This window comes from Paenibacillus sp. UNC499MF (assembly GCF_900107975.1).
Taxonomy (GTDB): Bacteria; Bacillota; Bacilli; order Paenibacillales; family NBRC-103111; genus Paenibacillus_F.
In genome coordinates, this window is record NZ_FNVF01000004.1 from 87,957 (window position 1) to 113,874 (window position 25,918).

At 49.3% G+C, this 25,918-nt stretch carries 18 protein-coding genes; 12 read left to right on the plus strand and 6 right to left on the minus strand.

Annotated elements, in window-relative coordinates:
- Positions 1-130: 130 nt before the first annotated feature.
- The 3 genes from C4S74_RS11205 to C4S74_RS11215 all read left to right on the plus strand — a co-directional run bounded on the left by C4S74_RS11205 (position 131) and on the right by C4S74_RS11215 (position 1,944).
- Positions 131-574 carry a cell wall hydrolase gene (locus C4S74_RS11205; protein ID WP_103995417.1) on the plus strand — a complete coding sequence of 148 codons (444 nt, stop codon included), beginning with the start codon at positions 131-133 and terminating at the stop codon, positions 572-574.
- 195 nt (positions 575-769) lie between these two features.
- The gene (locus C4S74_RS11210; protein WP_103995418.1) at positions 770-1,267 is read left to right on the plus strand and encodes an SMI1/KNR4 family protein; all 498 of its coding nucleotides are present in this window, start codon (positions 770-772) and stop codon (positions 1,265-1,267) included.
- A gap of 65 nt (positions 1,268-1,332) precedes the next feature.
- A complete protein-coding gene (locus tag C4S74_RS11215) occupies positions 1,333-1,944 on the plus strand; it encodes a DUF4304 domain-containing protein (RefSeq protein ID WP_103995419.1) in 612 nt (203 codons plus the stop codon).
- A gap of 58 nt (positions 1,945-2,002) precedes the next feature.
- Here C4S74_RS11215 and C4S74_RS11220 read toward each other — a convergent pair whose 3' ends face one another.
- Positions 2,003-4,159, minus strand: coding sequence for a serine hydrolase (locus C4S74_RS11220; protein ID WP_103995420.1), 2,157 nt, complete (start codon positions 4,157-4,159; stop codon positions 2,003-2,005).
- A gap of 296 nt (positions 4,160-4,455) precedes the next feature.
- Between C4S74_RS11220 and C4S74_RS11225 the strand changes: the two genes are divergently transcribed.
- Positions 4,456-6,249 carry a hybrid sensor histidine kinase/response regulator transcription factor gene (locus C4S74_RS11225; RefSeq protein ID WP_103995421.1) on the plus strand — a complete coding sequence of 598 codons (1,794 nt, stop codon included), beginning with the start codon at positions 4,456-4,458 and terminating at the stop codon, positions 6,247-6,249.
- 24 nt (positions 6,250-6,273) lie between these two features.
- The gene (locus tag C4S74_RS11230) at positions 6,274-6,645 is read left to right on the plus strand and encodes a helix-turn-helix domain-containing protein (protein ID WP_103995422.1); all 372 of its coding nucleotides are present in this window, start codon (positions 6,274-6,276) and stop codon (positions 6,643-6,645) included.
- Between the two features lie 66 nt (positions 6,646-6,711).
- On the opposite strand, the gene C4S74_RS11235 is transcribed toward C4S74_RS11230, so the two are convergent.
- The 3 genes from C4S74_RS11235 to C4S74_RS11245 all read right to left on the minus strand — a co-directional run bounded on the left by C4S74_RS11235 (position 6,712) and on the right by C4S74_RS11245 (position 9,624).
- Positions 6,712-7,782, minus strand: a complete 1,071-nt coding sequence (locus C4S74_RS11235) for an SDR family oxidoreductase (RefSeq protein ID WP_103995423.1) — start codon at positions 7,780-7,782, stop codon at positions 6,712-6,714.
- A 128-nt stretch (positions 7,783-7,910) separates the two neighbouring features.
- Positions 7,911-8,675, minus strand: a complete 765-nt coding sequence (locus tag C4S74_RS11240; protein WP_103995424.1) for an SDR family oxidoreductase — start codon at positions 8,673-8,675, stop codon at positions 7,911-7,913.
- Positions 8,676-8,802: 127 nt separating this feature from the next.
- Positions 8,803-9,624 (minus strand): MerR family transcriptional regulator, encoded by an 822-nt coding sequence (locus C4S74_RS11245; RefSeq protein ID WP_103995425.1) that lies wholly within the window; start codon positions 9,622-9,624, stop codon positions 8,803-8,805.
- Between the two features lie 318 nt (positions 9,625-9,942).
- Between C4S74_RS11245 and C4S74_RS11250 the strand changes: the two genes are divergently transcribed.
- Positions 9,943-10,914, plus strand: a complete 972-nt coding sequence (locus tag C4S74_RS11250; RefSeq protein WP_103995426.1) for an iron-hydroxamate ABC transporter substrate-binding protein — start codon at positions 9,943-9,945, stop codon at positions 10,912-10,914.
- 189 nt (positions 10,915-11,103) lie between these two features.
- On the opposite strand, the gene C4S74_RS11255 is transcribed toward C4S74_RS11250, so the two are convergent.
- Positions 11,104-12,174, minus strand: coding sequence for a hypothetical protein (locus C4S74_RS11255; RefSeq protein WP_103995427.1), 1,071 nt, complete (start codon positions 12,172-12,174; stop codon positions 11,104-11,106).
- Between the two features lie 298 nt (positions 12,175-12,472).
- Between C4S74_RS11255 and C4S74_RS11260 the strand changes: the two genes are divergently transcribed.
- From C4S74_RS11260 to C4S74_RS11300, 6 genes are all read left to right on the plus strand, one after another.
- The gene (locus tag C4S74_RS11260) at positions 12,473-15,229 is read left to right on the plus strand and encodes an S-layer homology domain-containing protein (RefSeq protein WP_103995428.1); all 2,757 of its coding nucleotides are present in this window, start codon (positions 12,473-12,475) and stop codon (positions 15,227-15,229) included.
- 332 nt (positions 15,230-15,561) lie between these two features.
- Positions 15,562-16,755, plus strand: coding sequence for a macrolide family glycosyltransferase (locus C4S74_RS11265; protein ID WP_103995429.1), 1,194 nt, complete (start codon positions 15,562-15,564; stop codon positions 16,753-16,755).
- A gap of 217 nt (positions 16,756-16,972) precedes the next feature.
- Positions 16,973-20,548: an S-layer homology domain-containing protein gene (locus tag C4S74_RS26510; RefSeq protein WP_219819053.1), complete on the plus strand. Its 3,576-nt coding sequence runs from the start codon at positions 16,973-16,975 to the stop codon at positions 20,546-20,548.
- Between the two features lie 262 nt (positions 20,549-20,810).
- Complete coding sequence (locus C4S74_RS11290) at positions 20,811-21,788, plus strand: LacI family DNA-binding transcriptional regulator (protein ID WP_103995430.1); 978 nt, start codon at positions 20,811-20,813, stop codon at positions 21,786-21,788.
- A 254-nt stretch (positions 21,789-22,042) separates the two neighbouring features.
- Positions 22,043-23,770, plus strand: coding sequence for an amidohydrolase family protein (locus C4S74_RS11295; protein ID WP_103995431.1), 1,728 nt, complete (start codon positions 22,043-22,045; stop codon positions 23,768-23,770).
- A 215-nt stretch (positions 23,771-23,985) separates the two neighbouring features.
- Positions 23,986-24,684, plus strand: a complete 699-nt coding sequence (locus tag C4S74_RS11300; protein ID WP_103995432.1) for a YitT family protein — start codon at positions 23,986-23,988, stop codon at positions 24,682-24,684.
- Between the two features lie 318 nt (positions 24,685-25,002).
- On the opposite strand, the gene C4S74_RS11305 is transcribed toward C4S74_RS11300, so the two are convergent.
- Complete coding sequence (locus tag C4S74_RS11305; RefSeq protein ID WP_103995433.1) at positions 25,003-25,641, minus strand: pentapeptide repeat-containing protein; 639 nt, start codon at positions 25,639-25,641, stop codon at positions 25,003-25,005.
- Positions 25,642-25,918: the final 277 nt, after the last annotated feature.

Genomic DNA, 25,918 nt, shown 5'->3' on the forward strand with positions numbered 1-25,918 from the left:
CACCTGTAATCGTTGAGTTTAAACGGATCTTGCTGCCAGACTTGTTCATTTTATTAAATGGCCTGCCCAAAGGAACACATCCGCTTCACCTGCAATATGATGAGTCTAGAAATCTAAAGAGGTGAGCCGAATGGCAGTCGTAAAAGCCAGAGACCAGGATGTTGATATGTTGGCGAGGTTGCTTCGAGCCGAAGCTGAGACCGAAGGCGAAAAGGGCATGCTCCTTGTCGGAAATGTCGGCATTAACCGGATCAGAGCGAATTGCTCCGATTTTAAAGGCATCCGGACCATTCCCCAAATGATCAACCAGGCGCATGCGTTCGAAGCATTGCAGCACGGTTTGTACTATCAAAAAGCAAGAGACAGGGAACGCCGTCTGGCGCGGCGGGCTGTGAACGGGGAGCGGAATTGGCCGGGGAAATTCTCCCTGTGGTATTTCCGTCCGGGAACGTTCGAAAATCCCGGACCATGTCCGCCGACTTGGTATAATCAGCCGCTCGCAGGACGATGGAAGAAGCACTGTTTTTATGAACCGACCGCGGGAGAATGTGAAAATATCTATAACACGTTTTAATTTATAATCTATCTCATTTAATGCCGCGTACATCGCGGCTTTTTTGAGTTTCGTATAACAAGGAAGTTCAACACGTGAGAGGGGAAATAAGGGTTAGTCGACAAAGGATGGAATTATTAATGTTGCTTCCTTGTAACTACGTGTGGTATTAGAAGGTAAAGGAAGTGGTTAGAAAACGGTTGGAAGGTGATGAACATGAATAAAAAAATCGGCGAATTTATTAGTTGGGCTAAAGAAAACGGTTGGGATATAACCGAAAAATCCGGATCTCCATTAAATTTAGATAGCAGCATTATAACTAGATACAAAGAAATCCCAAAGGAATATTTGGATTTTTTAAGTGTGGTTGATAAATGTGTGACACCCGATGAGAAGACTTGGTTTATTTGTGAGGATGAGTTCAACAATAGCTCGGATGGTGCTTTTAAATGGAATGAAGTTGAGTTGCTCAGTTTAGAAGCGGCAATGGATGATAGTAACTGGAAATCGGAAATAACTACGTGGTGGCATAGTTACTTGCCCATAGTTATGTCCGTTGATGGTGGATATTCCTTCTATGCGATTGATTTAACAAACGATAAAGGTGCTATTGTACATGGGTGTGAACCCGAATTCGAAGAAGTTGAAAAAGCGGCAAATACTCTTGAAGAATTTTTGGCATTAATTATGTCGAATTCAATAAGATTCCAGTGATACATAAAGGTATATTAAATGGTCAATATCATCTCACTTGTATAGCAATCTTCTAAGGAGGGATCATGTTGCAGCAGCTCTTTAAAGATCTGATTAAGCACGATGTAAAGCCGTTCCTTGCTAAGCATGGCTTCGCAAAGAAGAGTTTGACTTTCAGTAAAACAACAGAAGGTCTCATCTACATAATCAATTTCCAAAAATCGTCCGGAAATGCGGCGGACAATGTCATGTTCTATGTGAATTGCGGCATTTATTCGGCGGAGTTAGCGCAGATCCAATCGAAAGAGATTGTGACGACGCCTCAGGAAACGGATTGTCACTTCAGAGCAAGAATCGGGGAAATTGCCCGGGCTGTGCCGGACCGATTCGCAATCACTCCCGATACGAATATGGATGATTTGAGAAAAACGCTGCTAAGCGGATTGGAAGAAGTTATTCATTTCTATGAGACGATGACGAGTGCGAGATCCATTGCAGATTATTATATGGCGGGTCCGTTTCTGCATCTGGGCGAAGAGAGCTTTCATTTGCTGTTGAAATCCGACGATGCGGCAGCGGCTAAACGTTATTTGAAGGCATTGCATGAAAAATACGGAGCGGAAAGTCGATGGACCATATTCGAAAATAAGTACAAGACCATCTTCGATAAATACGGAGTGGAATTCGATAAGCATTAAGCTCAGACGAAAAAACCGGCATCGCCCTCGAACAAAGGGTACGATGCCGGATTTTAAATTAACGGCTAAATTCCTTGTTGAATATTTTGTCCCTGCCCGTGATAACATCCGGACCAACCGCGTTGATAACCGTTACCAAAATGTGATCCCCGCCCAGAGGGCCGCCGGCTCTCGACTCAAATCCGAAAGTGCCTCCGGCATGTCCCCAATAAGATTGCCCGTCCGGTGTTTTCTCTTCATATACGCCTAGTCCGACTTTACCGATTGGGCTGTCTACTGTTGTGAGCATCTGGTCCATCATCTCCTTATTAAGGAGCTTTCCGCCTAAAAGGGCGCTGAAAAAGGTGGTCAGGTCATCGATTGTCGAAACCATATCTCCGGCTGCATTTGCCCAGGATTGATTTACATCCGTCATATCATACAAATGGCCCGACCTGTCCATGTTGTATCCCCTGGCGTGATTACCGGGAATCTGGGTATTGGCTTCCGTAACGAAGGTCCCCTTCAGCCCAAGCGGTTCGATGATCCGTTTTCTGATCTGCTCCGCATACGTATCCCCGGTTACTTTCCGGATAATTTGACCGGCCAGCACGGTATTAATGTTGGAATAGCTCCAGCCCTCTCCCGGCGCGAATACAGGCGGTTTTGCAAGTGACTTGCCTATGAGTTCATCCACGCTGTAATAGCGGAATGGATTTTGAGGCAGGACAATGTCCCGCATATCCAAATCGGTGTAGTTCGCAAGCCCGCTCGTATGATTCAATAACTGACGAATCGTAATTTTATTGCCGTCATATCCGTTGCCTTGTACGACACCCGGCAGCCATTTTTCGACCGAGTCATCCAAGTTTAATTGCTTTTCTTCGGCCAGCTGTAAGACGACCGTAGCGGTGAACGTCTTCGTGATACTTCCTATGCGGAATGAAAAGTCTGGCCGGACCGGGCGCGGCACCTCCAAGCTGGCTGTGCCTTTGGCATAAGACCAGCGTTCTCCATCCTTAAGTCCGCCTGCCGTTACACTCGGAATGTTCTTGTTGGTTACCACTTGATCCACGACAAGTTTGACTTCATCGCGTTGCTTTTTTTTCTTCTCCTCCTCCGTCAGGTCTCCCTTGGTTTCTACAGCGAATTCAGGTGTCAAAATATCGTTGATATGGGTTTCCGCACCGCCCAGCACATTGAAATTGATCGAGATGACATGTTGGCCGTCCGCTGTTCCGCCTGCAAAATTGGTAAATCCGGGAATTCCGCCGCCGTGTCCCCATACGCTGACGCCATTCGGCAGCTTTGTTTCATGCAAGCCAAGTCCGTAATTCCCAAGCGGGCTGTCGACTGTGGTTAGCATTTCCTTCTGCATTTCCGGCGTCAGCAGCTTTCCGCTCAATAAGGCACGGAAAAATGTCGTCAAATCTTCCCCGGTCGAGATCATTTCCCCGGCGGCATTGGTGAAAGACGGATTAAGCCAAGTAATATCCACTAATTTGTCTCCGGTGTTCAGGTAGCCCCGGGCATTTTTTTTCGGAATATCTGCCGAGCTGCCAGGCAAAAATGTTTCTTTAAGCTTAAGCGGCTCAATAATTCGTTTCTTGATCTGCTCGGCATACGTATCTCCGGTGACCTTCTTGATAATGAGCCCCACAAGGGCTGTGTTCGTGTTCGAATACTGGAAGCCTGTTACCGGCTTCATCGCTAAAGAGCGGGCTATTAATTGTTCGGCTGTGAAATTTTGATCCGGATTTGCAAGCAAACTATCCTTGAGCGATCCGTCCAAATAGTCCGGAATTCCGCTCGTATGATTTAGCAGCTGGCGGATCGTCACTTTATTGCCGTCATGCCCATTGCCCTGCACGACACCCGGCAGCCATTTCTCGACCGTATCATCGAGGCTGATTTTTTTCTCGCCGGCAAGCTGCAAGGCAACCGTGGCGACAAACGTCTTCGTTGTGCTCCCGATCCGGAAAGCGGAATCCGCATCCAATTTATGATTCTTCTCGATATTGGCTTCGCCGGCAGCATACGACCAGCTTGCATCGCCCTTCTTTACGGTAACAATAACGCCGGGAATGTTCTTCGTATTGGCAGCTTTATCGATAGCTTGCTGGACGGGCGTTTGATTCGCCGTGCGGGCACTTCCATAACTAGGGAAGATTAGCGTCCCTGCCACTATCGCGGACAAAGTTAAGGCAATTCCCTTTTGAATAGTAAATGATTTCATCTCGCATCGCTCCTGTTATTTGGAATGTTGTGTGTTCGTTTACGTTTTCACCTTACCCGGAGTCCTGTAAAAACGGATAGCAGCAAAACCGCCCGATTTTTAATGACATTGTACTTAGGCGTGTCACATTTTCGTTATGACAAACTGTCAATTGTCTGATGTGACGTGCTCGTCCGGACATTACTATTCTTCTAACTGTCCTTTTCTTGACGAAGCGGGAAAGCATGAGGCATGATAAATTTGAGTTACACTCGGAATGGTCCCCCACAAAAAATAAAAGCAGGTGCATATAATCGGTGTTGCCCATCATAAAAAAGTGGTTCTGGTACGATTGGATCGTTTTTGCGATACGTACGTTCTGGCTGGTCGTTATCTTAAGCGCCGGATTTATCAACCCGTCCTTGATCGTTATGCCGTTCTGGACGGTAGTCATCCTGGCCTCTGTGGTCTATGTCCTTCCGTTAATCATCCGATTCCGAAAAGAAAGCTGGTATCTTGGGGCCGAAGTCATAGCGGCGGGCGTCTTCCATCTTTATTTAGCCTACGCGGCGCCGGGATTGCTCTGGACTTTCACTTTACTCGTCATGATTATCGGCTTAGGCAGCAACCGGAGGACGTACGTGTGGACGGGAATCCCGGTCGGGATCGTTTTTCCTGCTATCAACGGCTGGATAGCCGACCGCTCCCCGTTTGAGTTTATCCTCAGCTGCTGCTTTGGTTTTGCCATCGGTTTCGCGTTTAACGTATTAATTCAGTCGAACAAGCAGGCCCGGATTATTCAAGAGCAGAAGCAACTGCTGGAGCAGCATATTACACGGATTGAGGAGCTTACCTTAATGGAGGAGCGCAATCGGTTGTCACATGAGCTTCATGACACGATTGGCCATACGTTAACTTCGATGATCATCGGGGTAGAATCGCTGAGACCGTCCGTCCCCGACTCGGAAATTGAGAGGATCGATTCCCTTGTCAGTGCTGCACGGCGAAGTCTGGACGATATTCGTAAGCACCTGCACCAGCTTTCTCCTGTTTCGCCGGGCCCTTCGTCAGGTGAGTCGCTGCGGCAATTGTCGGATGAGTTTATGAAGTCAACCGGAGTGGCGGTCAGCTTCCGGGTAATTGGAAGTGAAATTCGCCTGATGCAAAAAATAAACTTTTGTTTATATCGCTGTCTGCAAGAGTCTCTTACCAATGCGGTTCGTCACGGTCAGGCGACCGCGATATCCGTTCAGCTCCATTTCGATAGCCAACAGCTCCGGTTACAGATTGAAGATAACGGTGTTGGAGCGGAAAACATCCGCTTCGGGTTCGGCTTGAACGGTATCCGGGAACGGCTTGATCTGCTTCATGGAACACTGACCGTTCACTCTCAAGTAGAACAGGGAACCGTCATTATATGTAACATCCCTCTGCAGACAGAGCCTGTACAAGGTATGATCCGGCTGCTGATTGTTGACGATCAGGAGATCATTGCCGACGGCTTGAAGCAAGTTTTTGACCAGCACGCCGATTTTCTTGTCGTGGGTACGGCGGGGAACGGTCAAGCGGCATTAGAATGCTGTGAGCAATCCGAGCCGGATGTCGTGCTCATGGATATCCGGATGCAGGGAATGAACGGGCTTGAAGCTTTAATTGAGATCAAGCACCGCTGGCCCGCCATGAAGGTTGTGCTTATGACGACGTTTGAGGACTCCATACCGGCGGCAACCGCACTGGAGCACGGGGCGGAAGGCTATATGCTGAAGTCGATTCATCCGCGGGAGATGAAGGAAGCCTTGAGGCTGATCTATAACGGAGGTACGTGGATCGACCAATCGATCGCCACGCGGTTATTCGAAGAGATGAAGCGTCAGCGTGAGCAGTTGGAGAAGTACAGCTCAAGTCCGGAGCATTATCCGTATGGACTCACGAAACGCGAGATGGAGATTTTAAGGCATCTTTCGAACGGACTGCGCTACAAGTCGATCGCCGCCAAAATGTGTTTGTCGGAGGGGACGATCCGCAATTATTGCTCGATTCTCTACTCGAAGCTCGGGGTCAGCAAGCGTGAAGAAGCAGTAGGCTTGGCGCGAACGGAAAGTATTTTATGACACGCTGGGAGGCGATCCAAGGCTATGCAGGAACCCGATAAAACCTACAATACTGCTGTGGAGGCCACTCTCGAAGTGATTGGAGGCAAGTGGAAGCCGGTCATTCTGTTTCACCTAACGTTCGGTAAAAAGCGCAATGGCGAGCTGATGCAGCTGATGCCCGCGGTCACGCAGAAAGTGCTGACCCAGCAGTTAAAGGAATTGGTGGAGGACGGGATAGTATCCCGTATTTCTTATAACCAAGTGCCGCCGAGAGTCGAGTACGAGTTGACGGACTATGGCTGGGGCCTGAAGGATATTCTTCATCTCATGTGCAGATGGGGCGATACGCATATTGAAAAGGTGTACGGGGGTAGAGGAAAGGTATTATTCGTACCGCCGCAATCCGACATATGAGGTACAAAAGACACATAAAACCGGTTCCTGGACATGAGGAACCGGTTTTATGCATTTATCCCTAGATTACGGGATTACTTTACGCTTACGGAAGTCCTCAAAGATGTCCATAAACATCTTCTCCGTATCGATGAAATCGTGGAAGCCGAAACGGCGGGCTTTGGTGCCGTCGGCAAAAAAGTCGTAATCCCAGGAGAATACAAAGTCCCCGAACCGCCAGGAGGAAACGTCTTGGAAGCTGTTATCCGCCAAATCGTATTTCTCCACCATGGTGTTCCACAGCGCCTCTTTGTCCGCCATAACGACTTCCAAAGACATCGGCAGCGGTGGAGCTGTCTCCAGCCCGAAAAATGCCGCGATCTTCGGCCAAAGCTCATTCCAGCGGAAAAGGTCCCCGTTCGTGATGTTAAATGCCTGATTCGCGCAGCGTTCATCGGTTGCCGCCCATACCGTCGCCCGGGCCAGCAGACCTGCATCGGTCATTTCCAGCAGGCTGTTATAGGCGCCCGGCTTACCTGGAAAACGGAGCGGCAGATGAAGCTCTTTAGACATGGAAGCGTAAATCGCGATAACCATGGCGAGATTCATCGGATTGCCCAAGGCAAATCCGCAAACGACCGATGGGCGAAGAGCCGACCAAGTCCACTTGCTGCCCGGCTGCCGCTGCTCAAGGAATTGCTGCTGGTCAACGTTGAACTCCGGCGGCATATGATGGGCATCCGTTTCGCGCGCAGGCGTCTTGAAGGGACCGAGGTGTGCCCCGTACACCTTGTAACCTTGCATGAGACTGATATGCTCCAGTTTAGGGGCAATCGGTTCGATCGCGTTAACCGTGTTTACGAGCATGGCCAAGTTGGGCGGAACCAGTTCGGCCCATGTAGGGCGGTCCTGGTAAGCGGCATAGAAGATATGAGTGACTTCGGTCAGATTGCCCAGCTTATCCCGGGTATCCTCCTCATTTAGCAGATCGGCCGCCACATACCGTACCCGGGGCGTATCCTTTCCGCCGCGCCGGGAAACTCCGATAATATCCCACTCGGGGAGCGTCATCAAATGCTCGATGAGGTTCCGTCCGATTACTCCGTTAGCTCCAATGACAAGAGCGGTTTTACGTGAAAAGGCTGCTTCCGGTTTCATAGGGCTCTCCTCCTTCTTCTTATAGTCGCTATTATGAGAGGGAAGAGGAAGTTTGAGAAGTACGCACTTTGGAATCACATAAGCACTTGAAAGTAACGTAGGGGGCCTGGAAGAGCTGTTGATCGAACTTATAAATGCGATCCGCCCGTGGCATCGACCATTTGTCCGGTAACCCAACGAGCGTCCGATGAAGAGAGGAAAGCCGCGATGTCCGCAATATCCGCAGGCTCGCCGACCCTGCCGAGGGCAGACATTTCGGCCGCATGCTGCTGGCCCTCCGGTGTATGCAGCCATTCCGCATTCACGTCCGTATCGACGATTCCGGGGAGCACGGCGTTAACGGTAATCCCACGGGGTCCTAACAGTTTCGCAAGATGCAAGGTAAACGTGTTTACGGCACCTTTCGTCAAGTTGTACGCCATAATATGGGGATATGCGATTCGCGTCACGCCTGAAGAGATATTGATAATTCGCCCTCCGTCTCGAAGAAGCCGCAAGGACTGCTGGACGAGGAAAAACGGCGCTTTTACATTCACGGCAAATATCGCGTCAAAATCCTCCTCTGTGGTCTCCTCCAGTGTTTTGGAAGTTCCTATACCGGCATTATTCACGAGAATGTCGATCCGGTTCTGACCTGTTAGGCGAAGGAGCGTTTGCTCCATGACTTGAACCAAATCCGTTACCCCGGCAACGGTTTCGAGATTGGCTCCTATAGCCACAGCCCTTCCGCCTCGGGCTTCAATGGCTCGAACAACTTCCTCCCCCGCAGCTCTTCGGCTGCCATAGTGTACGATCACCAGAGCGCCCTCTTCCGCAAGCCGCAGCGAAATTCCCTTTCCGATACCGCGGCTTCCGCCTGTGACCAATGCGATTTTTCCTTCCAGCCGTTTCATAGCTCTCACTCCTTTATGATGGGTAGGACTACTGTACACCTTCCCGTAAAGGGGAGAGTCAAGAGGAGATGAACCTATCTTATTCAGAAAAAAAGAACCTCCAAGGAGGCATGGAGATGCAATGACTTTATCCGAGCTCAAGAGGAATGAGCAATTCTGCCAATCGCATTTTTCCGTAAATATCTTTGTCCGAGGTTAAATAGATTTCGCGGATCGGCTCTTTACAGGACTGGATATAACCTTGAGACGAGATCCACGAGACTAACTGATCGGCGGCAAGGCAAGAGTTGTCATAAGGGTTGCAGCGGTGCACAAGGGAAGCGGCCGCTTGTAACTCGGGCATAAGGCGTACGTTCACTCTTCCGCTGCTTGGAATAGACTTTGTTAGCGGTAAGGCGACCTCAAGATCGGCCAGATCCGTATCCGAGTTGTCATGACCGTACCATAAAACAGTCAAATCTCGTCCTTCGTCCTCCACGTACGAATTAACGTACCGGGTGAGCTCATCAAGCAGAAGGCATAGGTGCGTCCGTGGAACCGTATCGCGAATAGAAGCCGTAAGCTGCGGTTGTACGTTACGAACGATTATCGGCATTTCCTGCTGGCGCGTATCCGCTTGTTCGACACGGGTAATGCGGTTATTGATTTCTTTCAGCTGCTGCTGCGCTTCCAGGATGGAACGCTCCAGTTCGTTCTTTTTATCAACCAACTTCAGTTTTACGTCGGGTATCGGGTGCTCTTCCAGGAAGTGTTTAATTTGCTCCAGCGTGAATCCGTGTTCTTTAAAGGCGGTAATGCGCTTAACGGTCAGAAGCTGTTTCTGAGTATAGTACCGATAGCCGTTATTTGAGTCTATGGCGGCCGGTTCAAGCAGTTTCAACTTATTGTAAAATCTTAATGCTTTGACAGAAACACCGCTCAACTTGGAAAATTCACTGATCTTTAGCATTCCACAACGGGCTCCTTTCTTATAATCAAATGTCCTATATTTATACTATAAGGCAGCTACATGTAATCGTTCCATCTATAATACAACGATTGTTGGTGAAACGTGGGGCTTATCCGAACCGTTGGATATTCCGGCATTACAAAAGAACCGTTACCTAATAGCCGCTTTCATAAAGGCATCCCGTCTGGCTGTCAGAAACTATGGCCGGAGATTAACCAGATTACAAGAGCATTTCCTATTGACAACGAGAAAAAGAAAAGATAAAGTAACTTCATGTGAGATTGATAATCATTATCATTATAAGGGGATAAATAAAACATGAAGAAAAAGCTCCTCCTTCCGTTGTTTCTGCTGCTGCTGACTGTAATTAGCGCGTGCGGAAACAAAGCCGCTAACGACAATCAGGCGGGCTCCGCCTCATCAAATGCGGGTCAAACGGCCAATTCCGCAGCGAACTCCGACACGGCGTCCAAATCGAATGCCGGTACAAAGACATACCAGTCCGAGACCGGTCCCATAGAGGTTCCGGCCAATCCCAAGCGAATCGTCGCACTGACGAATGCGCCGAACGTGCTTTCGCTTAACGGTACGCTGGTGGGTGTCGACGAATGGACGAACAAGAACCCGTTGTTCACCGGCAAGCTGTCGGGCGTAAAGGTCGTATCGCCGGACAATCTGGAAAAGATTATCGAGCTGGATCCGGACCTCATTATTACCGGTACCGAGACCAAAAATATAGACAAGCTCAAAGAGATCGCACCAACCGTCGCGTATACATGGGGAAAGCTGGATTATCTGAACCAGCAATTGGAAATCGGAAAGCTGCTGAACAAGGAGAAGGAAACCCAGACCTGGATCGACGGCTTCAAACAGCGGGCCGCCGAGGCAGGCAAGGAGATCAAGGCGAAGTTCGGGGACAAGGTGTCCGTGTCCGTTATAGAGACGGACTCGAAGAGTTTCTATGTATTCGGCGACAAATGGGCGCGGGGAACCGAAGTGCTTTATCAGGCGATGGGACTGGGCATGCCGGAGAAGGTCAAAGCCGAAACAACGGGCCCCGGCTATTATACGCTATCATCTGAGGTGCTTGGCGATTACGCCGGTGATTTCCTGGTTCTGAGCAGAAGCTCCAAGGGTGATAATTCGTTCATGAAAACGGCGACCTGGAACAACATCCCGGCTGTCAAAAACAAGCATGTCATCGAGATCGACACGGAATCGTCCACATACAGCGATCCGACGACGCTTGAGTACTTGCTCGGCATTTTTAAAACCGCTTTTCTTCAATAATCAGAGAAATATTTCATAGAATGCAGCGGGGTTTTCCGCCCCGCTATCCAGGAATCCGGCGTTTTTATAACGCATGGATTCCTTTTATTTTTGTAGCGCTGAAACTGGACAAAATTACATCCATAATGTCGGATGGATAACAGGCTAAGTAATTGGGTGTATAGGGGTTATTTTTCGTTCCGTCTCCACCTACAAATAAAAACTCCTTGCTCTCTCGTTGAAAAAATCAGTTACATTGCTATACTCCGCTATGTCTATACGGTTCTGCCGCAGTATTTTCTGAATAAAGATCGTGTCGGTGAAAATGGCGTTGATGATCTTTTCGCACCATAGAGGGGCAGTTTTGAAGTAATCTACCAGGGCGTTAATTTCCTCAAAATTAAAATAAAGGATATACGCGACATAATTCTGAAGCAGCGTTTTGAAACAATGGTCGCGATAAGAGCTGGAGTGGTGGTCAGAGAGAAAGTCCGCCATCACGTTAAACAGCTCGGCTTTATTTTGCGCATACCTATGGATCAGCCAATCGACGTTATTGATCCCCTGCAGGATATCCTCTAACCCTTCTTTGTGCGGCATCGCCAGCCTGGATTTACCCTCGATTGCACTTAACAGCTCCAGGGTGACATTTTTGCACGTTTGGATTTCATGGGGGGCCAGGTCCATTTGGTCCTTATACTTGTCGAAATTTTCGCTGTAGTAGTCATGATAGTTTGAAAAATAGCGTTCCACGCTAATGCCGGTCCTGGTATGAACCAAATTGTGCCCAAGGAATGAAAAGGAATAGAGGGTTTCCTCGTTAACCGGGTGACAATAAAGGTAGAAAAAGAAAAAGAAGTCCCTAAGCTGAGCCCGCTGTTCTGTGCTTAGTGCGGTGATATCGTTCAATTGGGATAACTGGAAAAAACAATAGTTTTTCATAAAATCATTCATTTCGTTGTACGCGTTAACCTTAACAATTGACGTTGTCGTGTTAACCGTAAACAGCAGGTAATAGAAGATCAGTTCTTCGTATACATCCAACTGTGCAAAAGCCGTCGAGAGCACAGGCTTCCAGTCCGGGTTAGCCGTGTAATTGGGATCTCTCGGCTGTAATTCAGAGATCCATTCGCTGAATGGCAGACTCTCCCGGCCTGCCAAAAACAGCTCTATACTCTCATCTTCACATAAACCGTATTCGAAGCCTCCCGTTAGTACGGGCGGTAATTTCCTGTTGAATTTTAAATTCAGGTAGTCCTGGTACAGCAATTGAAGTTTCATGGTCCGATCCCTCGTTTGTTGATGGAGTTTTGGTCAAACAGCTCTTTTCCGGATTCTATGCTGTGTCCATCATAGCGGCTCTTTGACGCTTGTTCAAATAACATTTTTGCCGGTACAACATTTTATCCTTTCAAGAAATAAATGGAACATTTTAAAAAGGAGTACATAATTAGATGTCGAATTTATTTGTCGAAAAATAGCAAAAAAGAAAGAATGGTGGACAAACCCACTCGCTAGATATATACACCCGAAGGTGTCATATATAAATCTGAACCCAATAATATAAGGAGGATGTTACTTGAAAGAAGGAAGGTTAAGACCGGTTTTAGCGTTGGTGTTATCGATCCTGCTGTTACTGCCAGCCCAATTCGCCTACGGTGCCAAGGACGCAGGGACAGGGGATGTATACGATTTTTCATTGACTGTCAGCGAAATCGTCAGCAGCGGCAGCAACGGAACGAGCGTCGTTGTCGAAAAAGCTCCCTTACAAGGGGTAAAGGTATCCGTTGACGGAAAAGAATATACAACAGACAGTTCGGGCCTCACTGTGACGGCTTTGTCTAATGGGACTTACGGTTTTTCGATATCCAAAGACGGGTATCAGGGACAAACGGGAACCGTTACGATCAATGGCGGTTCCCAAACTCTAACGCGGACATTGACCCGAATGTCGCCGCCAACCGTCAAGCTGGCTCCGGTGGGCCAGATTACTACGACTACCGCGGATGTCGGCGGTAAGGTGACGAACGACGGCGGGGCAGCCGTGACCGAACACGGAATCGTGTACAGCACGGTGCGCAATTTTGCGCCGGAGAACGGCACGAAGGTTATCTCAAGCGGCACGGCCGGGACGAACGAAGTGTTCATGGCCGCTTTGTCCGGGCTGCTTCCGGGGGAGAACTACTACTATTTCCGTGCGTACGCAGCAAACAGCGTAGGAACGGGTTACAGCGATGAATTTTCTTTCTACACGAAGCGCACCGAGCCGACGGTGACCACATCGGTCTACACCGCTTCGGTGACCAGCGTCACGGCGACCGTATACGGTAATGTGCTGAGCACCGGCATATGGCCCTTTGTTGAGCGCGGTATCGAAGTGAAGACTCAATATCCGACGATGAAAACAACGAAGTATCCGGTGGCGGGTACAACCGGCGAATTCAGTGTACCGCTCGCCGATTTACAGCAGGGCATCCGCTATACGGTGCGAGCCTACGCAAAGACAACCCATGATTATGCCTACGGGGATGAACTGGCCTTCGACACCACACCGAAGGAGCCGGAGCTCACGACAGAGGTTGTTACCGTAGATTACATGAACGTTGTTTTGGCGAGCAAAATCAAGTATATCGGCAGCAATGTAACGTCGATTAAGGATAGCCATAACAGCCGTGGTTTTGTTATAGATACCAACCCGAATCCGACGCTTGAATCCGGTATGAAGATTCGTGCGGGTTACGGAGAACCGCATAAAGAATTCGTAACGTATATGCTGGCGCAGGAGCTAGCCAGAGGAACGACGTATTATGTGCGCTCTTTTGCAACGAACGATGAAGGTTTGACCGGCTACGGCAATGAAGTCTCTTTTACGACGGTAAGCTTAGCTCCGACGGTGACGACACCGGAAGCTTCGCTAGTCACGGCGACAACCGCTACCATTGGCGGTAACGTGACCATGGACGGCGGTGCTGCCGTTACAGAGCGCGGCGTGCTTTACAGTACGGACCCGAGCCTTACCGTCAGTAGGGGTACGAAAGTGACGGCTCCGGGCACGACGGGCGAGTTCAGCGTCCCTTTAACCAACTTGACGCCCAATAAGACCTATTACATGCGCGCCTATGCGATCAACAAAAACGGGACGAGCTATGGCGCCGAGAAGTTTTTTGAAACATTAGGAGCTTCGCCGACGCCTACCCCGACACCGCCAACGACGCCAAACACCAAAACTCCGACGTTGACGACTATAACGAATATGCTGAATCCTTCTCAGCAGGGACAGTCGGTCACGTTTATGGTGAAAACTACTTCGCATCCGCAGACGTCCGGCACTTTAACCGGAACGGTTAAGCTTATGGACGGTTCGGTATTGCTGGATACTCTGACGCTGGAGCCCAAAGGAATATCAAACGGATATGCGATAGCAGCGTACACGACAAGCGCTCTAAGCGTGGGAGACCATTCGCTTACGGCTGTATACAGCGGAGACAATCAGTTCGCCGAAGGTACGTCCGCGCCGTTTATTCAGACGGTAAAGGGAACGACAAACCCAGGCGGCGGTGGGGGTGGCGGCCATGACCAGGACGATGAGCCGTCTCCGCCACCGGCCGAGCAGAAGCCGGAGCCTGTTCCGCCGACTCCTTCACCGGAAGTGAAGCCGAAGCCGGAACCGACACCGGTTCCGCCGAAGCCGACGCCTGCGCCGGAGGACGACATTTTCAAGAAGGATGTCTTCAAATCGGGCAAAAATGTCGTTCAGGACATACAGGCCAAAATCAACGAGGCTCTTAAAAACCCGAAACCGGCGTTTACTCCTGCCGATACGAAGAATCATTGGGCCGAGCAGACCATCGATATTTTCTTGAAGCTTAATATTATTTATGGCTACGAGGACAACACCATTAAACCGAACCGCGAGATGTCCCGCGGGGAATTTGTCGCGATTCTTTCCCGTATCTTTGACGTCGGAGGCACGAATCCGACCGGTTTGAAGGACGTAAAAGGACACTGGGCACAAGAGCCGATTGAGAGGTTTGTGCAAGCGGGAATCATCGGCGGATTTGGTGACGGAACGTTCAAACCGGACCGATTCATAACCCGCGAAGAGATGGTCGTGATTATGTCCAGGATCGTTAATCTTCAGGGTGCGGGTCATACGGGCGATTCAAACGCCGATCCGATTGACTTGGCCGCTCAGGCGGGTATTATCGAAGGCAGCGGCGACGGGAAGTTAAACCCCGGCGGCACGGCCGGTCGTGCCGATGCGCTGCAGCTTATCCTGAATACGTTGAAACTCAACTCAAGTATTAAGACGATGCTTGAAATCATGGCGGATTAACAGGTCATCCAACTAATTTTACAGTCTCGGAAGAGCACCCCGATTGTATTCTTATGGAATAGATCGGGGTTTTTTATGTTTAAGAGGCTGTGCAGGGGAACCGGCAGCCCGAGAATTAGAGTTATGGAGATAGAGATGAGCGGATTGTGAAATTGAGAGACACCGTTTTTGCACGATAGCGACAAGGCGAGGCTGTCCCGGAGGGGGCAGCTTTTTTACTTAAAGTTTTGAGATTTCCGGAAATTGTAATATGATAGATATGTTACCATTATATGTATAGATGGCGTTGCTCTTACACGATTTAGAGAACCGTAACCTAAGGAGTGATAGAAATGGCGCGTGTATTATTTATTAACGCGGGATCAGAGGGACATATCAATCCGACGATCGGCGTTGTGCAGGAGCTTATTTCGCGTGGGGAAGAGGTAGTGTACTTCTGTAATGGAGCTTATCGGGAACGCATCGAGAAGACGGGAGCTTCGGTACGGACATTTGACGACCAAAAATTTATAGAAGCCTTTATTTCCGGTGGAAGAGATTATCTGCTCGAAAGAGCCAACGGTCTTCTGCTGACGGCGGATGTAGTTATCCCGGTCGTTCTGGAGCAAACCCGGGGAGAGCATTATGATTACATGATCCATGATTCCATGTTCGGATGCGGGCGGCTCCTTGCCGGGATTCTTAAGCTTCCCGCGATCAGTTCCTGCACTTCTTTTGCGCATACAAAAGAAACGTTCGATAAGATCCTGGAACCGTCTTCGGTAACCCCCGCAGAAATCGTTGGACGGTTTCAAAGCCTGGCGGCAGCGGTGAGCGAAAAATATGGGGTGGAGATCCGATCCCCTTACGAGGTGTTTTATAACCCTGCTCCGTTTACCATCGTGTATACGACAAGGGAGTTTCAAACGGATGAAGAGGTATTCGATCAAACGTACAAATTTGTCGGTCCGTCTATCTCTTCACGGGCGGTTCAACAAAATTTCGACCTGGCTGCAATCAAGGGGAAAAACCCGATTTACATTTCATTGGGCACCGTTTTTAACGAGGCTGTTGATTTCTACAAGCTTTGTTTCGAGGCGTTCGGGAACACGGAGCATACGATTGTCATGTCTATAGGAAACAACACCCTGATTTCCGAATTGGGGGAGATACCCGGTAACTTCATCGTCAAAAATTATGTTCCGCAAACGGAGCTTCTGCCCCACACGAAGTTGTTTATCACACACGGGGGCATGAACAGTGCCCATGAAGGTCTTTATTACGGGGTTCCGCTCGTTGTTATCCCGCAAAGCGCCGACCAGCCGATGGTTGCGGGGCAAGTCGTCAAGATCGGAGCAGGTCTCTCCTTACAGATGCAAGGTTTGACTGCATCTCAACTGCGTGAAGCTGCCGACAGAGTGCTAAGCCTCCCGTCTTTTCAAAAAGCCGTTGCGCATATCGGCGAATCTTTTCGAAATTCAGGCGGGTATCGTCAAGCCGTTGATGAGATTTTCGAATTCAAAAACCGGTTTCATGTCCGGGTATAAAATTTTTCAAGCAGTGAAGAGATAAGGCTGTCCCGAAAGGGACGGCCTTTTGTGCGTATCAACCGTTGAGGCTTTGAATACTGGTCATTTTACACTCCAAGCCGTTTTTCCAGGAGAGAGTTTTATTTAACAATCCAATGACATATTGCCGGATTTACCATAACAATCTATTCCTACAATAGTCCTATTACACTGTGGATGGGGCGATTACTTGCTTATGTCAATCAAAGGGTTTAAAAAAAGCTTAGCCATCTTTCTAACGATTATGGTCGTGTTTCAAACATTTTTAAGCGGTATTGTCGTAAGCGCTGCCGGAGAACCGTCGGTATCGGATGCGGCTTCCGTGAAATTGATCGATAAAGGCTCCTCCTGGAGCTACAGCGATGAGGGGCTCGACTATGGATATGCGATGAAAGGTCCTTTTGACTTCTCAAAATGGAAGGTAAGTTCGGCTCCTTTCGGCTATAAAGTGACGGGCGGGGTAGCCACGGGAGACGTTGGGCCTCAAACCGATTTCGGCAAAGCCGCAACCGTGCTCAGCTTTGGCGGTAACGAGAAGAAAAAGCACATTACGACTTATTTCAGTAAAACCGTGCCGATCAGCGACATCAACGCTTACGAATCGTATAAAGCGGCGCTGGGAGTAGACGACGGTGTTGTTCTTTACGCGAACGGAATCGAAGTATACCGGGCGGGGATGTCCGTAACGGAAGCGACGTACACGACGTATGCGACTTCGAATAAATCCGATCCGGTCGTATACAAGGAGGATTTAAGCGTAAACCTCAAGGCGGCATTGAAAAACGGCGACAACGTGATTACCGCCGAAATTCACAATTCGAGCGATTCCAGCTCCGATTTGTATTTCGACATGGAGCTGACCGCAACGCTCAAGCAGAGCGGCAGCGGTGGCACGGGCAACGGTCCGGGAACAGGGCCTGCTGAAGGGAAAAACATCGTTTTGCTGCCTCAGAACGCGGCATGGAAATATCTCGATAACGGAACCGATCAGGCATCTGCGTGGAGGGGAGAGCAATTCGCCGACTCCGCCTGGAACATTCAAACCGGACCTTTCGGTTATCCCGCAGGAAAGGCGACAGACACATTCGGCAGCGTTAAGCAGCCGATCAGCTACGGGAATAACGCCAGTATGAAGTATCGGACTTCCTACTTCCGCACCACGATAGACGTGAAGAATCTCGACGATTATAAGAAAATCGCAGGCACGTTCGGCATCGATGACGGGGCCGTCCTCTATGTCAACGGCAAGGAAGTTTACCGTTTTAATATGCCGGATGGCGAACCGAATTTTCAAACGCTCAGCTCCGCCACGATCAACGAGCCCGCGACAGAAACGGTGGATTTAACGGCCGTGCTAGATGGAGTGTTACATAACGGTGTCAACGTGCTGGCGGCGGAAGTCCATCAGCGCAGTGACAGCAGCTCGGATCTCTACTGGGACATGAAACTCGTCGCGAATCCGGAGGAGACGCCTTCAGGCGGAGGGGCAATTAAAGGTCCCGTCGTTCCGTCCGCCGTCGCCTTGACGTTTAACGGTGATCCGAAGACATCGCAAGGATTCGCCTGGTATACGGATCCCAGCATAACGGGCACTAAGCTGGAGATTGCGGAATCCGGTAAAGTCGTCAACGGCGCGTTCCCGTCCGGTACGGCACAAACGTTCGAGGGAACGGCACTGCCGGTCAGCGTCTACCAGTCCAGTACGGACAAGGGTTCAGGCAAGCTCACGACTTATGCCAGCCATAAGGTAACGGCGTCCGGTCTCAAGCCGGGAACGGCTTACAGCTACCGGATCGGTGACGGACAAGACGGACATTGGAGCGACATTCGCAGCTTTGCCACGGAGGGGTCCGGAGATTCGTTTACATTCCTGTATACAACGGATCCTCAAGGGACGACGGAAAGTGAATACGTCACATGGAAGCACACTTTAGAGGAAGCCCTTAACAAGTTCCCGACTTCCAAGTTCGTAACCATCACAGGCGACCTCGTCGACAACGGGGATATCGAAAACCAATGGATGTGGCTGCTGAACCAGCCGAAGGATATCTTCTCCAAGCTGCCGGTCGTACCGGCACTCGGTAATCATGAGAGTAAGGCAAACAATAATTTCACGTATCATTTCAATTTGCCCAACACTTCAAACACGGAAGCGAAGCCGGACGGATCGGTTTACTCATTCGATTACGGTCCCGCTCACTTTATGGTGATTAACACCGAGTATAACGAAGCCAAAGGCATCGATACCGTCTACAAGAAACAAGAAGAATGGTTACGTGCGGAAGCGGCCAAAACGGACAAGAAGTGGAAAGTCGTAATGTTCCATAAATCGCCGTACTCCGTGGCGAGTCACACGAACGACAGCGATGTCCTGTTCTTCCGTAAAAAGCTGACGGCTCTGTTCGATGAATTGGGTATCGATGTCGTGCTTAGCGGACATGATCACACCTATACGAGAACGTATCCGATGTTTGATAACGTGCCGGAGAAGACATCGACCAACGAGAATAACCAGATAATCAACCCGAAAGGGACCTTGTATCTGGTGAGCAATGCGGCGGGAGATAAGCGTTATACGCCAAAAGCGGGACCGTTCCCTTTTGCCGCTAAGTATGGGCAGCCCGGCAAAGAAATGTTCACGGGTATAACGGTCACGGATAATTCGATGTCGTTCCAAGTGTATACGACGACGGAGACGGGAACGACGGATCTGTACGATCAATTCAGTGTTCAAAAAACGGGTGCCAAACCTAACCCGGTTAGAGACGCCCGGATGAGTACCATTCAAAACGGGCAGTCCACGCTCACGTGGAATGCTCCGCAAGGCGGGCCGGCGCCGACGGCTTACCGGATCTATGAAAAAAATGACCAATTGGGAGCAAACTGGAACGCAAGTGTTGTTCCGACGGTAAGCTCTGCGACGTATGCTTTGACTAATCTTGACCCGTCCAAGACATATCGATTTGCTATTAAGGCTTTGAGCGGCAAGTACAGCTCGGATGAAGTTATCGCTGCTTATGGAAATACCGGTAACGGCGGCAACAGCGGCAGCGGTAACAGTGGTAACGACAACAACAGCAGCGGAAACAACGGCAGCGGCGGCAATGTCGGCAACAATGGCAGCAGCGGTAATGGCAGCAATGGCAATAACGGTAACAGTGGCAATAACGGCAATAACGGCAGTAACGGGAACACTAATGCAGGCGGGGGAAAACCGGTACCGAAGCCGCAAGTGCAATTAACGGATATTAAAGATCATTGGGCTTATTCCGTCATTGTCCAAGCGCTTGAAAAAGGATTTATCGCGGGATACGACGATGGTTCGTTCAAGCCGGATAAGCAAATTAACCGCGTTGAGATTATCTCGATGCTTGCCAGGGCGCTTCAATTGAAAAACACAGGGACGGAAGTCGCTTTTGCGGATGCGGACACAGTTCCGGAGTGGGCGCAGGCATACGTTTCTCAGGCTGTGAGTGCAGGGTTAATTGACGGGTTTTCGGACCATACACTCCGGCCGAATCAATCACTTTCCCGGCTGGAGTTGGTTACTCTAATCGTTCGCGCTTCTAAAATCGCCGTTGATCCGAGTGCTCAACCTGCCTTCTCGGATTCGGACAAGATTCCTGCGTGGGGAGCTCCTTATGTCGCGGCGGCGGCTAAAGCGGGACTCGTTCAGGGAATGGGTGACAATAAATTCGAACCGGCAGCCACGGCTACGAGGGCCGAATCGGTGACCATGATCGTATCTTTGCTGAAATACCTTAAAATGTAACGGATCGAGAGATAAGCTTCCCCGTAATTAATTTAGGGGAAGCTTATTTTTTGCTGCAGTATAGATCAAATAAAATTGCGTTGAATTCGTTGCCGGCGGCAAAGAAAACCGTTTGAGGCTGCCCGTAATTTTACAAGTCATGCAGGCGTCCGGGACAAGCAGACAGAATGTTGTTGTCAAATTCATTTCTCCGTGGTACTATGTTTTCAAATAAGTTAAACGATTAACGAAAGCGTTACCAACTGCTAAGGGGGGAGGTTGTATGGCAACTCTAAAGGATATTGCCAAGCATGCGAATGTGAGCGCCTGTACGGTTTCGAGATATTTAAATTCCAATATCGTGGTTAAAAAAACGACGGAAGCCCGGATTCAGCAGGCCATCAAAGAGCTTGGATATATACCCAATGTAGTGGCCAAAGCGCTCAAACGTAATGAAACTTCTAATGTTGCCGTCATTTTGCCCAAGATTAACAATCTGTACTACTCCGAGATAACCTCCGGGATCAGTCAAACGTTAAGCAGTCATCATTACAATCTTTTTGTCTATGAAGTAGACAATCAGAATATGAATGAAGAGGACATTCTTCAGCTCATGCGTGAGAATATGATAGCGGGAATCATCTTTATCGGATTATTTTCGGATAAGTCTTTTCAAGAAAGCATTCAGAGTGTTCTCGAATGGGAAATTCCCGTTGTGTATGCGAACAGATGCATTCCTTATAAAGGTTTTCCGCTGGTATACCCGGATCTGGTAAAGGCAGGGAAACTAGGTGCGGAGCATCTTTTCTCAAAAGGAAAAAGTAAGCTGGCTATCGTTCATAAGCATTTGCCGAACCCGCTGCTTGATTACTTTATCGAGGGGTTTAGACAAGCCGGAGACGGGGCATGCGAACCGGTGATCATGGTCATTGAAGAGGGCAGGGATTTGCCTGACAATTGCGTCTCCACGCTCCTTGAGAATAAGATTGACGGCGTTTTTGTACTGAATGAATTGAGCGCGATTTATTTGACCAAGGCTTTAAACAAATCCGATATCCGGATTGTGCAGGATATGGCGGTATTAAGTCTCGGGAATTCCCTGATGTCTGAAATCTCTACGCCGGAGCTTAGTTGTGTGGATTTGCAGAACCGGGAACTGGGCGTCAGAAGCGCGGAAATGATTTTAGGCCAGATCCGGAAACAGGAAATTGAACCGGTAACGGTTTTGGAGCCTTTGATTATCGAACGAAACTCTACCTGATTTATGGAAACGGCAGGAGCCGAATCGGGCAGCCGCGTAAGCGGAAAAAGCCGGTTTCGTATTTTAGAGTGGAGCGTTCTTCTACCCATTTAGTTAAACGATTAACTTAACTTTTTTGCAAGTCTGCAAGATCGTTTTTTTAAACCCAATTAGTTAATCGATTAACTAACTTGTTGTGAAACGGTTATTGAGTCCGGATAAGTCTTGAGCCCAGCTCTGCTTATACATTTCTTTTTACAAAGGAGAACGAACCTATGAAACAAACGGAAGTCAATCATCTTGCTAAAGTTCATGCCATTTTTGATGTTTTAAACGGCAAAGAAGAAGCCGATCTCCTTCTGAAAAACCTGAACATTCTGGATGTGCATGGCGAAACGGTCTACCAGGGTTCTATCTTGGTCTATGATAAACGCATCGTCGCACTTAACCCGGACGAGTCTCTGATTCGAGTAAAAGAAATTTTCGACGGACAAGGGCTGTACGCCATTCCCGGTCTGATTGATGCGCACCTTCATTTTGAATCTCAGCTAGCAAATCCGACGGCGCTGGCGGAGGCGATGGTTCCGTGCGGAACTACAACGATCTATGCGGAATGCCTGGATCTTCTTAGCGCGGCGGGCGATAACGGCATTCAAGCGGCTCGGGATTTGTTCAAAGATTACGACAAGCTGCCTTATCGGTTGTATGCGTTTGCACCGGGTAAAAAAACGGCCGCCGAAGTCACAAAAGCAGTCCTGGACATGGAGCCGGTAATCGGTCTGGGTGAGTTTGAGCACTTCACCTACAGCTCGGGCGACGAGGACGATTTCCGCAAAGCCGCATGGATCAGGGAAAAAGGCGGTTTTATGAACGGGCATTGGGGAGTGACCGCTCTTTCCGACATGATCTTGAACTATTTGCCTGCGATCGGCGTTTCGAATAATCACGACGTCTGGACGGGGGACGATATTGAGAAAAGCATCCGCTACGGCCTGGCCACTCAAATCAAGTTCGGCGTAGGCAGCAGCGAAGTGATCAAAACCCTGCTTAGGTCGATTGTGGACCGCAAGTTCCCGACGGATAACTTTATGCTGTGCACGGACAATATTTCCATCGAACGGCTGTTAAAGATGGGACATATGGACTGGATTATCTCCCTCTGTACCGAAATGGGCATTCCTCCTATCAAGGCCATCAAAATGGCTTCCTACAATACGGCAAAATCGTTCCATATGGAGGATCAGATCGGATCCTTGACGCCCGGACGCTTTGCGGATATCGTCTTGACCGACAGCCTGTCTAAAATAAATCCTCTCTATGTGTTTAAAGACGGCGAACTGATCGCGAAGGATAAAAAAATGCTTAAAAACGCGGATATCGACTACTCTTCGATGCGCACGAAAGGGAAGCCTGGACTGGATGACCTGTCACCGGAGCAGCTCGATATCGTGCCCCTGGAAATATCGGAAGACGGGACGCAGGCAAAAGTGTATTTATTTGACGTCTACGGCCGCGGCCATGCCAAATTCTATCATGAAGTATGGGTTCCGCTGAAAGACGGCAAAGTTATTCCGGAGTATGAAGGAGAGAAGTACAGCCGCCTGTCGGTCATTCAGCGCTATGCCAATGGAAAACGGCACGTAGTCAACGGTCTGTTCAAAGGCGTGTCCATAGAGCGCGGCGCGGTCGCCACTTTCTGGCCGGCTCCGAAGCCATACTTTGTCGTTGTCGGACAGGACAGCGAAGAAATGTGCTGCTGTGCCAAAGAGGTGGATCAGTACTCGGGAGCTTGCATCGTAACGGAGAACAAAATCAGTAAAGCCGTCATGCCTCTCGAAATTTACGGGGTGATGGCCGATATGACCGTGAACGAACTAACGTCCAGCGCAGATGCGATCGATGCTGCCTTGGAGGAATTCGGCAACCGTAATGAAGGCGAGCCGGTCGTGAACAAGCTCCTGAGCCTGTTTATTTCCCTGCACCGCTTCCGCTTCATGGAGTAGCAGAGAAAGGATTCGAAGTTCAGCGAGGTTTTTGATCGAGAGGCGAACCGATGTCCTAACGCGAGGATGCCGACGAGGCATTCTCCGGGGGACGGGATGAGCTCAAGAGTAAACCGCTGTGATTTTTATATTGTGTAAGCGCTTCCGTTACTGAGATAATAGTTCGACCAGGCAAGCCGGGATCACCAAAAAACATGTAGGAAGAGGGAAGGTATATGCAACCAACCAATACGGCACCCGCAGAGCTGCAAGGCAACAGTTTGACCAGGCGCTGGATCTTGTACTTAATCGGCATTTATATCCTGACTTTAGGCGTCAGCCTTGCAATAAGAGCCGGTATCGGGATCTCGCCCCAAAGCAGTCTTACCCGGGTAATGACGGTCATCCAGCCTAACCTGAGCCAGGGTACTTATAATTTTATTCTGGAACTCTTCATGCTGCTGTTGACTTATCTGGTTTTACCGAAGGATTTTAAGTTAAAGAACTTTGCTTCCCTGATTCCGGCCTTGGCCCTGGCTTTTTTCCTGGATTTTAATTTGCAGCTCACCAGCTTTATTAAATTGGACGTGTATTATACAAAGCTAATGCTTCTCGTTTTCGGAGACGCAGCTTTGGCTCTCGGTCTCTTCATGATGATTCAGGCGAACCTGGTCCTTATGCCTATCGACATGTTTGTTAACACGGTTTTCAAAAGAACCGGTAAGAAGTGGGGCAACATTAAAACCGTTTTTGACTGCTCCCTGCTCCTGCTTGCGGCGTGTATCGGTTTGATTTTCCTGCATAAAATCATGTTCATTCGCGAGGGGACGATACTTAACGCCATCCTCGTCGGGCAATATATCAAGTTGTACACGTATCTGTTTAACCGCTCAAGAGCGAAGAAGGGACTGGCTCCCAAGATTGTGAAGCACTAAAAAGATACGGCGGCATCGCCCTTTGCCTGCAAGGACTCCGGTTGCGGAGTTCCGCAGGCAAACCGGCAAAGTGCGGGAGCTTATCCGTCCCTTGCAATACAAGAAGGCAGCCCGCGATTAAAGCGGCCCCCTATACATGTTCAAGCCTCTCTTGAACACCTAGCGGAAAATCCCGGACAACCGGGATTTTTTGTGTCTGTGTACGTGTTCGCCAAAAAGAATCCGGGATGAACTATTCAGACCGCGGCAGGCTGGAGCCGGTACCCGAAGCAGGAGGTTGGAGCTTGCGTTCGTCTCATTTGCCCCCGTTTCCGGCGGTTATGTCAGCTTCTCCCCATTGATCCTCACACCATCGAGAATCGTATTCCCCCAAACCGGAAGCAGGCCGGTCTCTCCCGTAAAACGGCTTCCGGCTAACGAGCCGTTATGAAAAACAGCCCCTTCGAAGCTGCATTCCTCAAACCGGCAATGCATAAACATGGCGCCGCGAAAATTAACATCGGAAAAACGGCATCGTATAAACGACACGTCGTTTGCTATAGCTTTGCTTAAATTACTTCCCGTAAAATCACAGTCCTCAAACCGTTCGCTGATCCTGGCATTGTTCAGCTTGGCTCCCCGAAACGAGCAGCCGCTGAATTCACGTGTCACATACCGGCTATCCAGTTTTACCATGTTAAAACAGCAATTTGTAAATGTCGAGGTGTTCAGACTTGCGGCCTCCACGAAGCGGGCATAAGACAGATCGACGCCCTGTACCGTCAGGTACTGAATCGTCTCTGTGAGTTCGACTCCCCGAAAGTCCTCCAATCCGGCAGCTGTCTGACCGAAGGGGGAGGAAGGGAAGGGCCGTTCTTTTTTGTGCAGGTTTTGTTTGCCTGTAACGGCGGCCAAGGACCGGTTCGCTTCAGCGAGCTGCTCGTCATCCCACCTTGTAATGAATGGCTTTTTACTCAAAATGATAACCCCCGTTTCACCGGTGAAGTTTAGGCGCGTAAGAGCAATGCGGATTTCAACTCTTTTTTATAAGTTCAGTTAATAGTAACATAAATACCGGAAGGCAAAAAAAATAACGTACAGACAACACAATGAGTGCTACCCTGAATAACAGCGGCGGAGAAGATGCCGTGAGCATACGCGAACGGGCAATAGCCAGGGTTTTGATACAAGGTGTATAAAAAAAGGACTTATTGATGTAAGTTATACGTAGAGGCAATTCAATGACTTCCAGAGA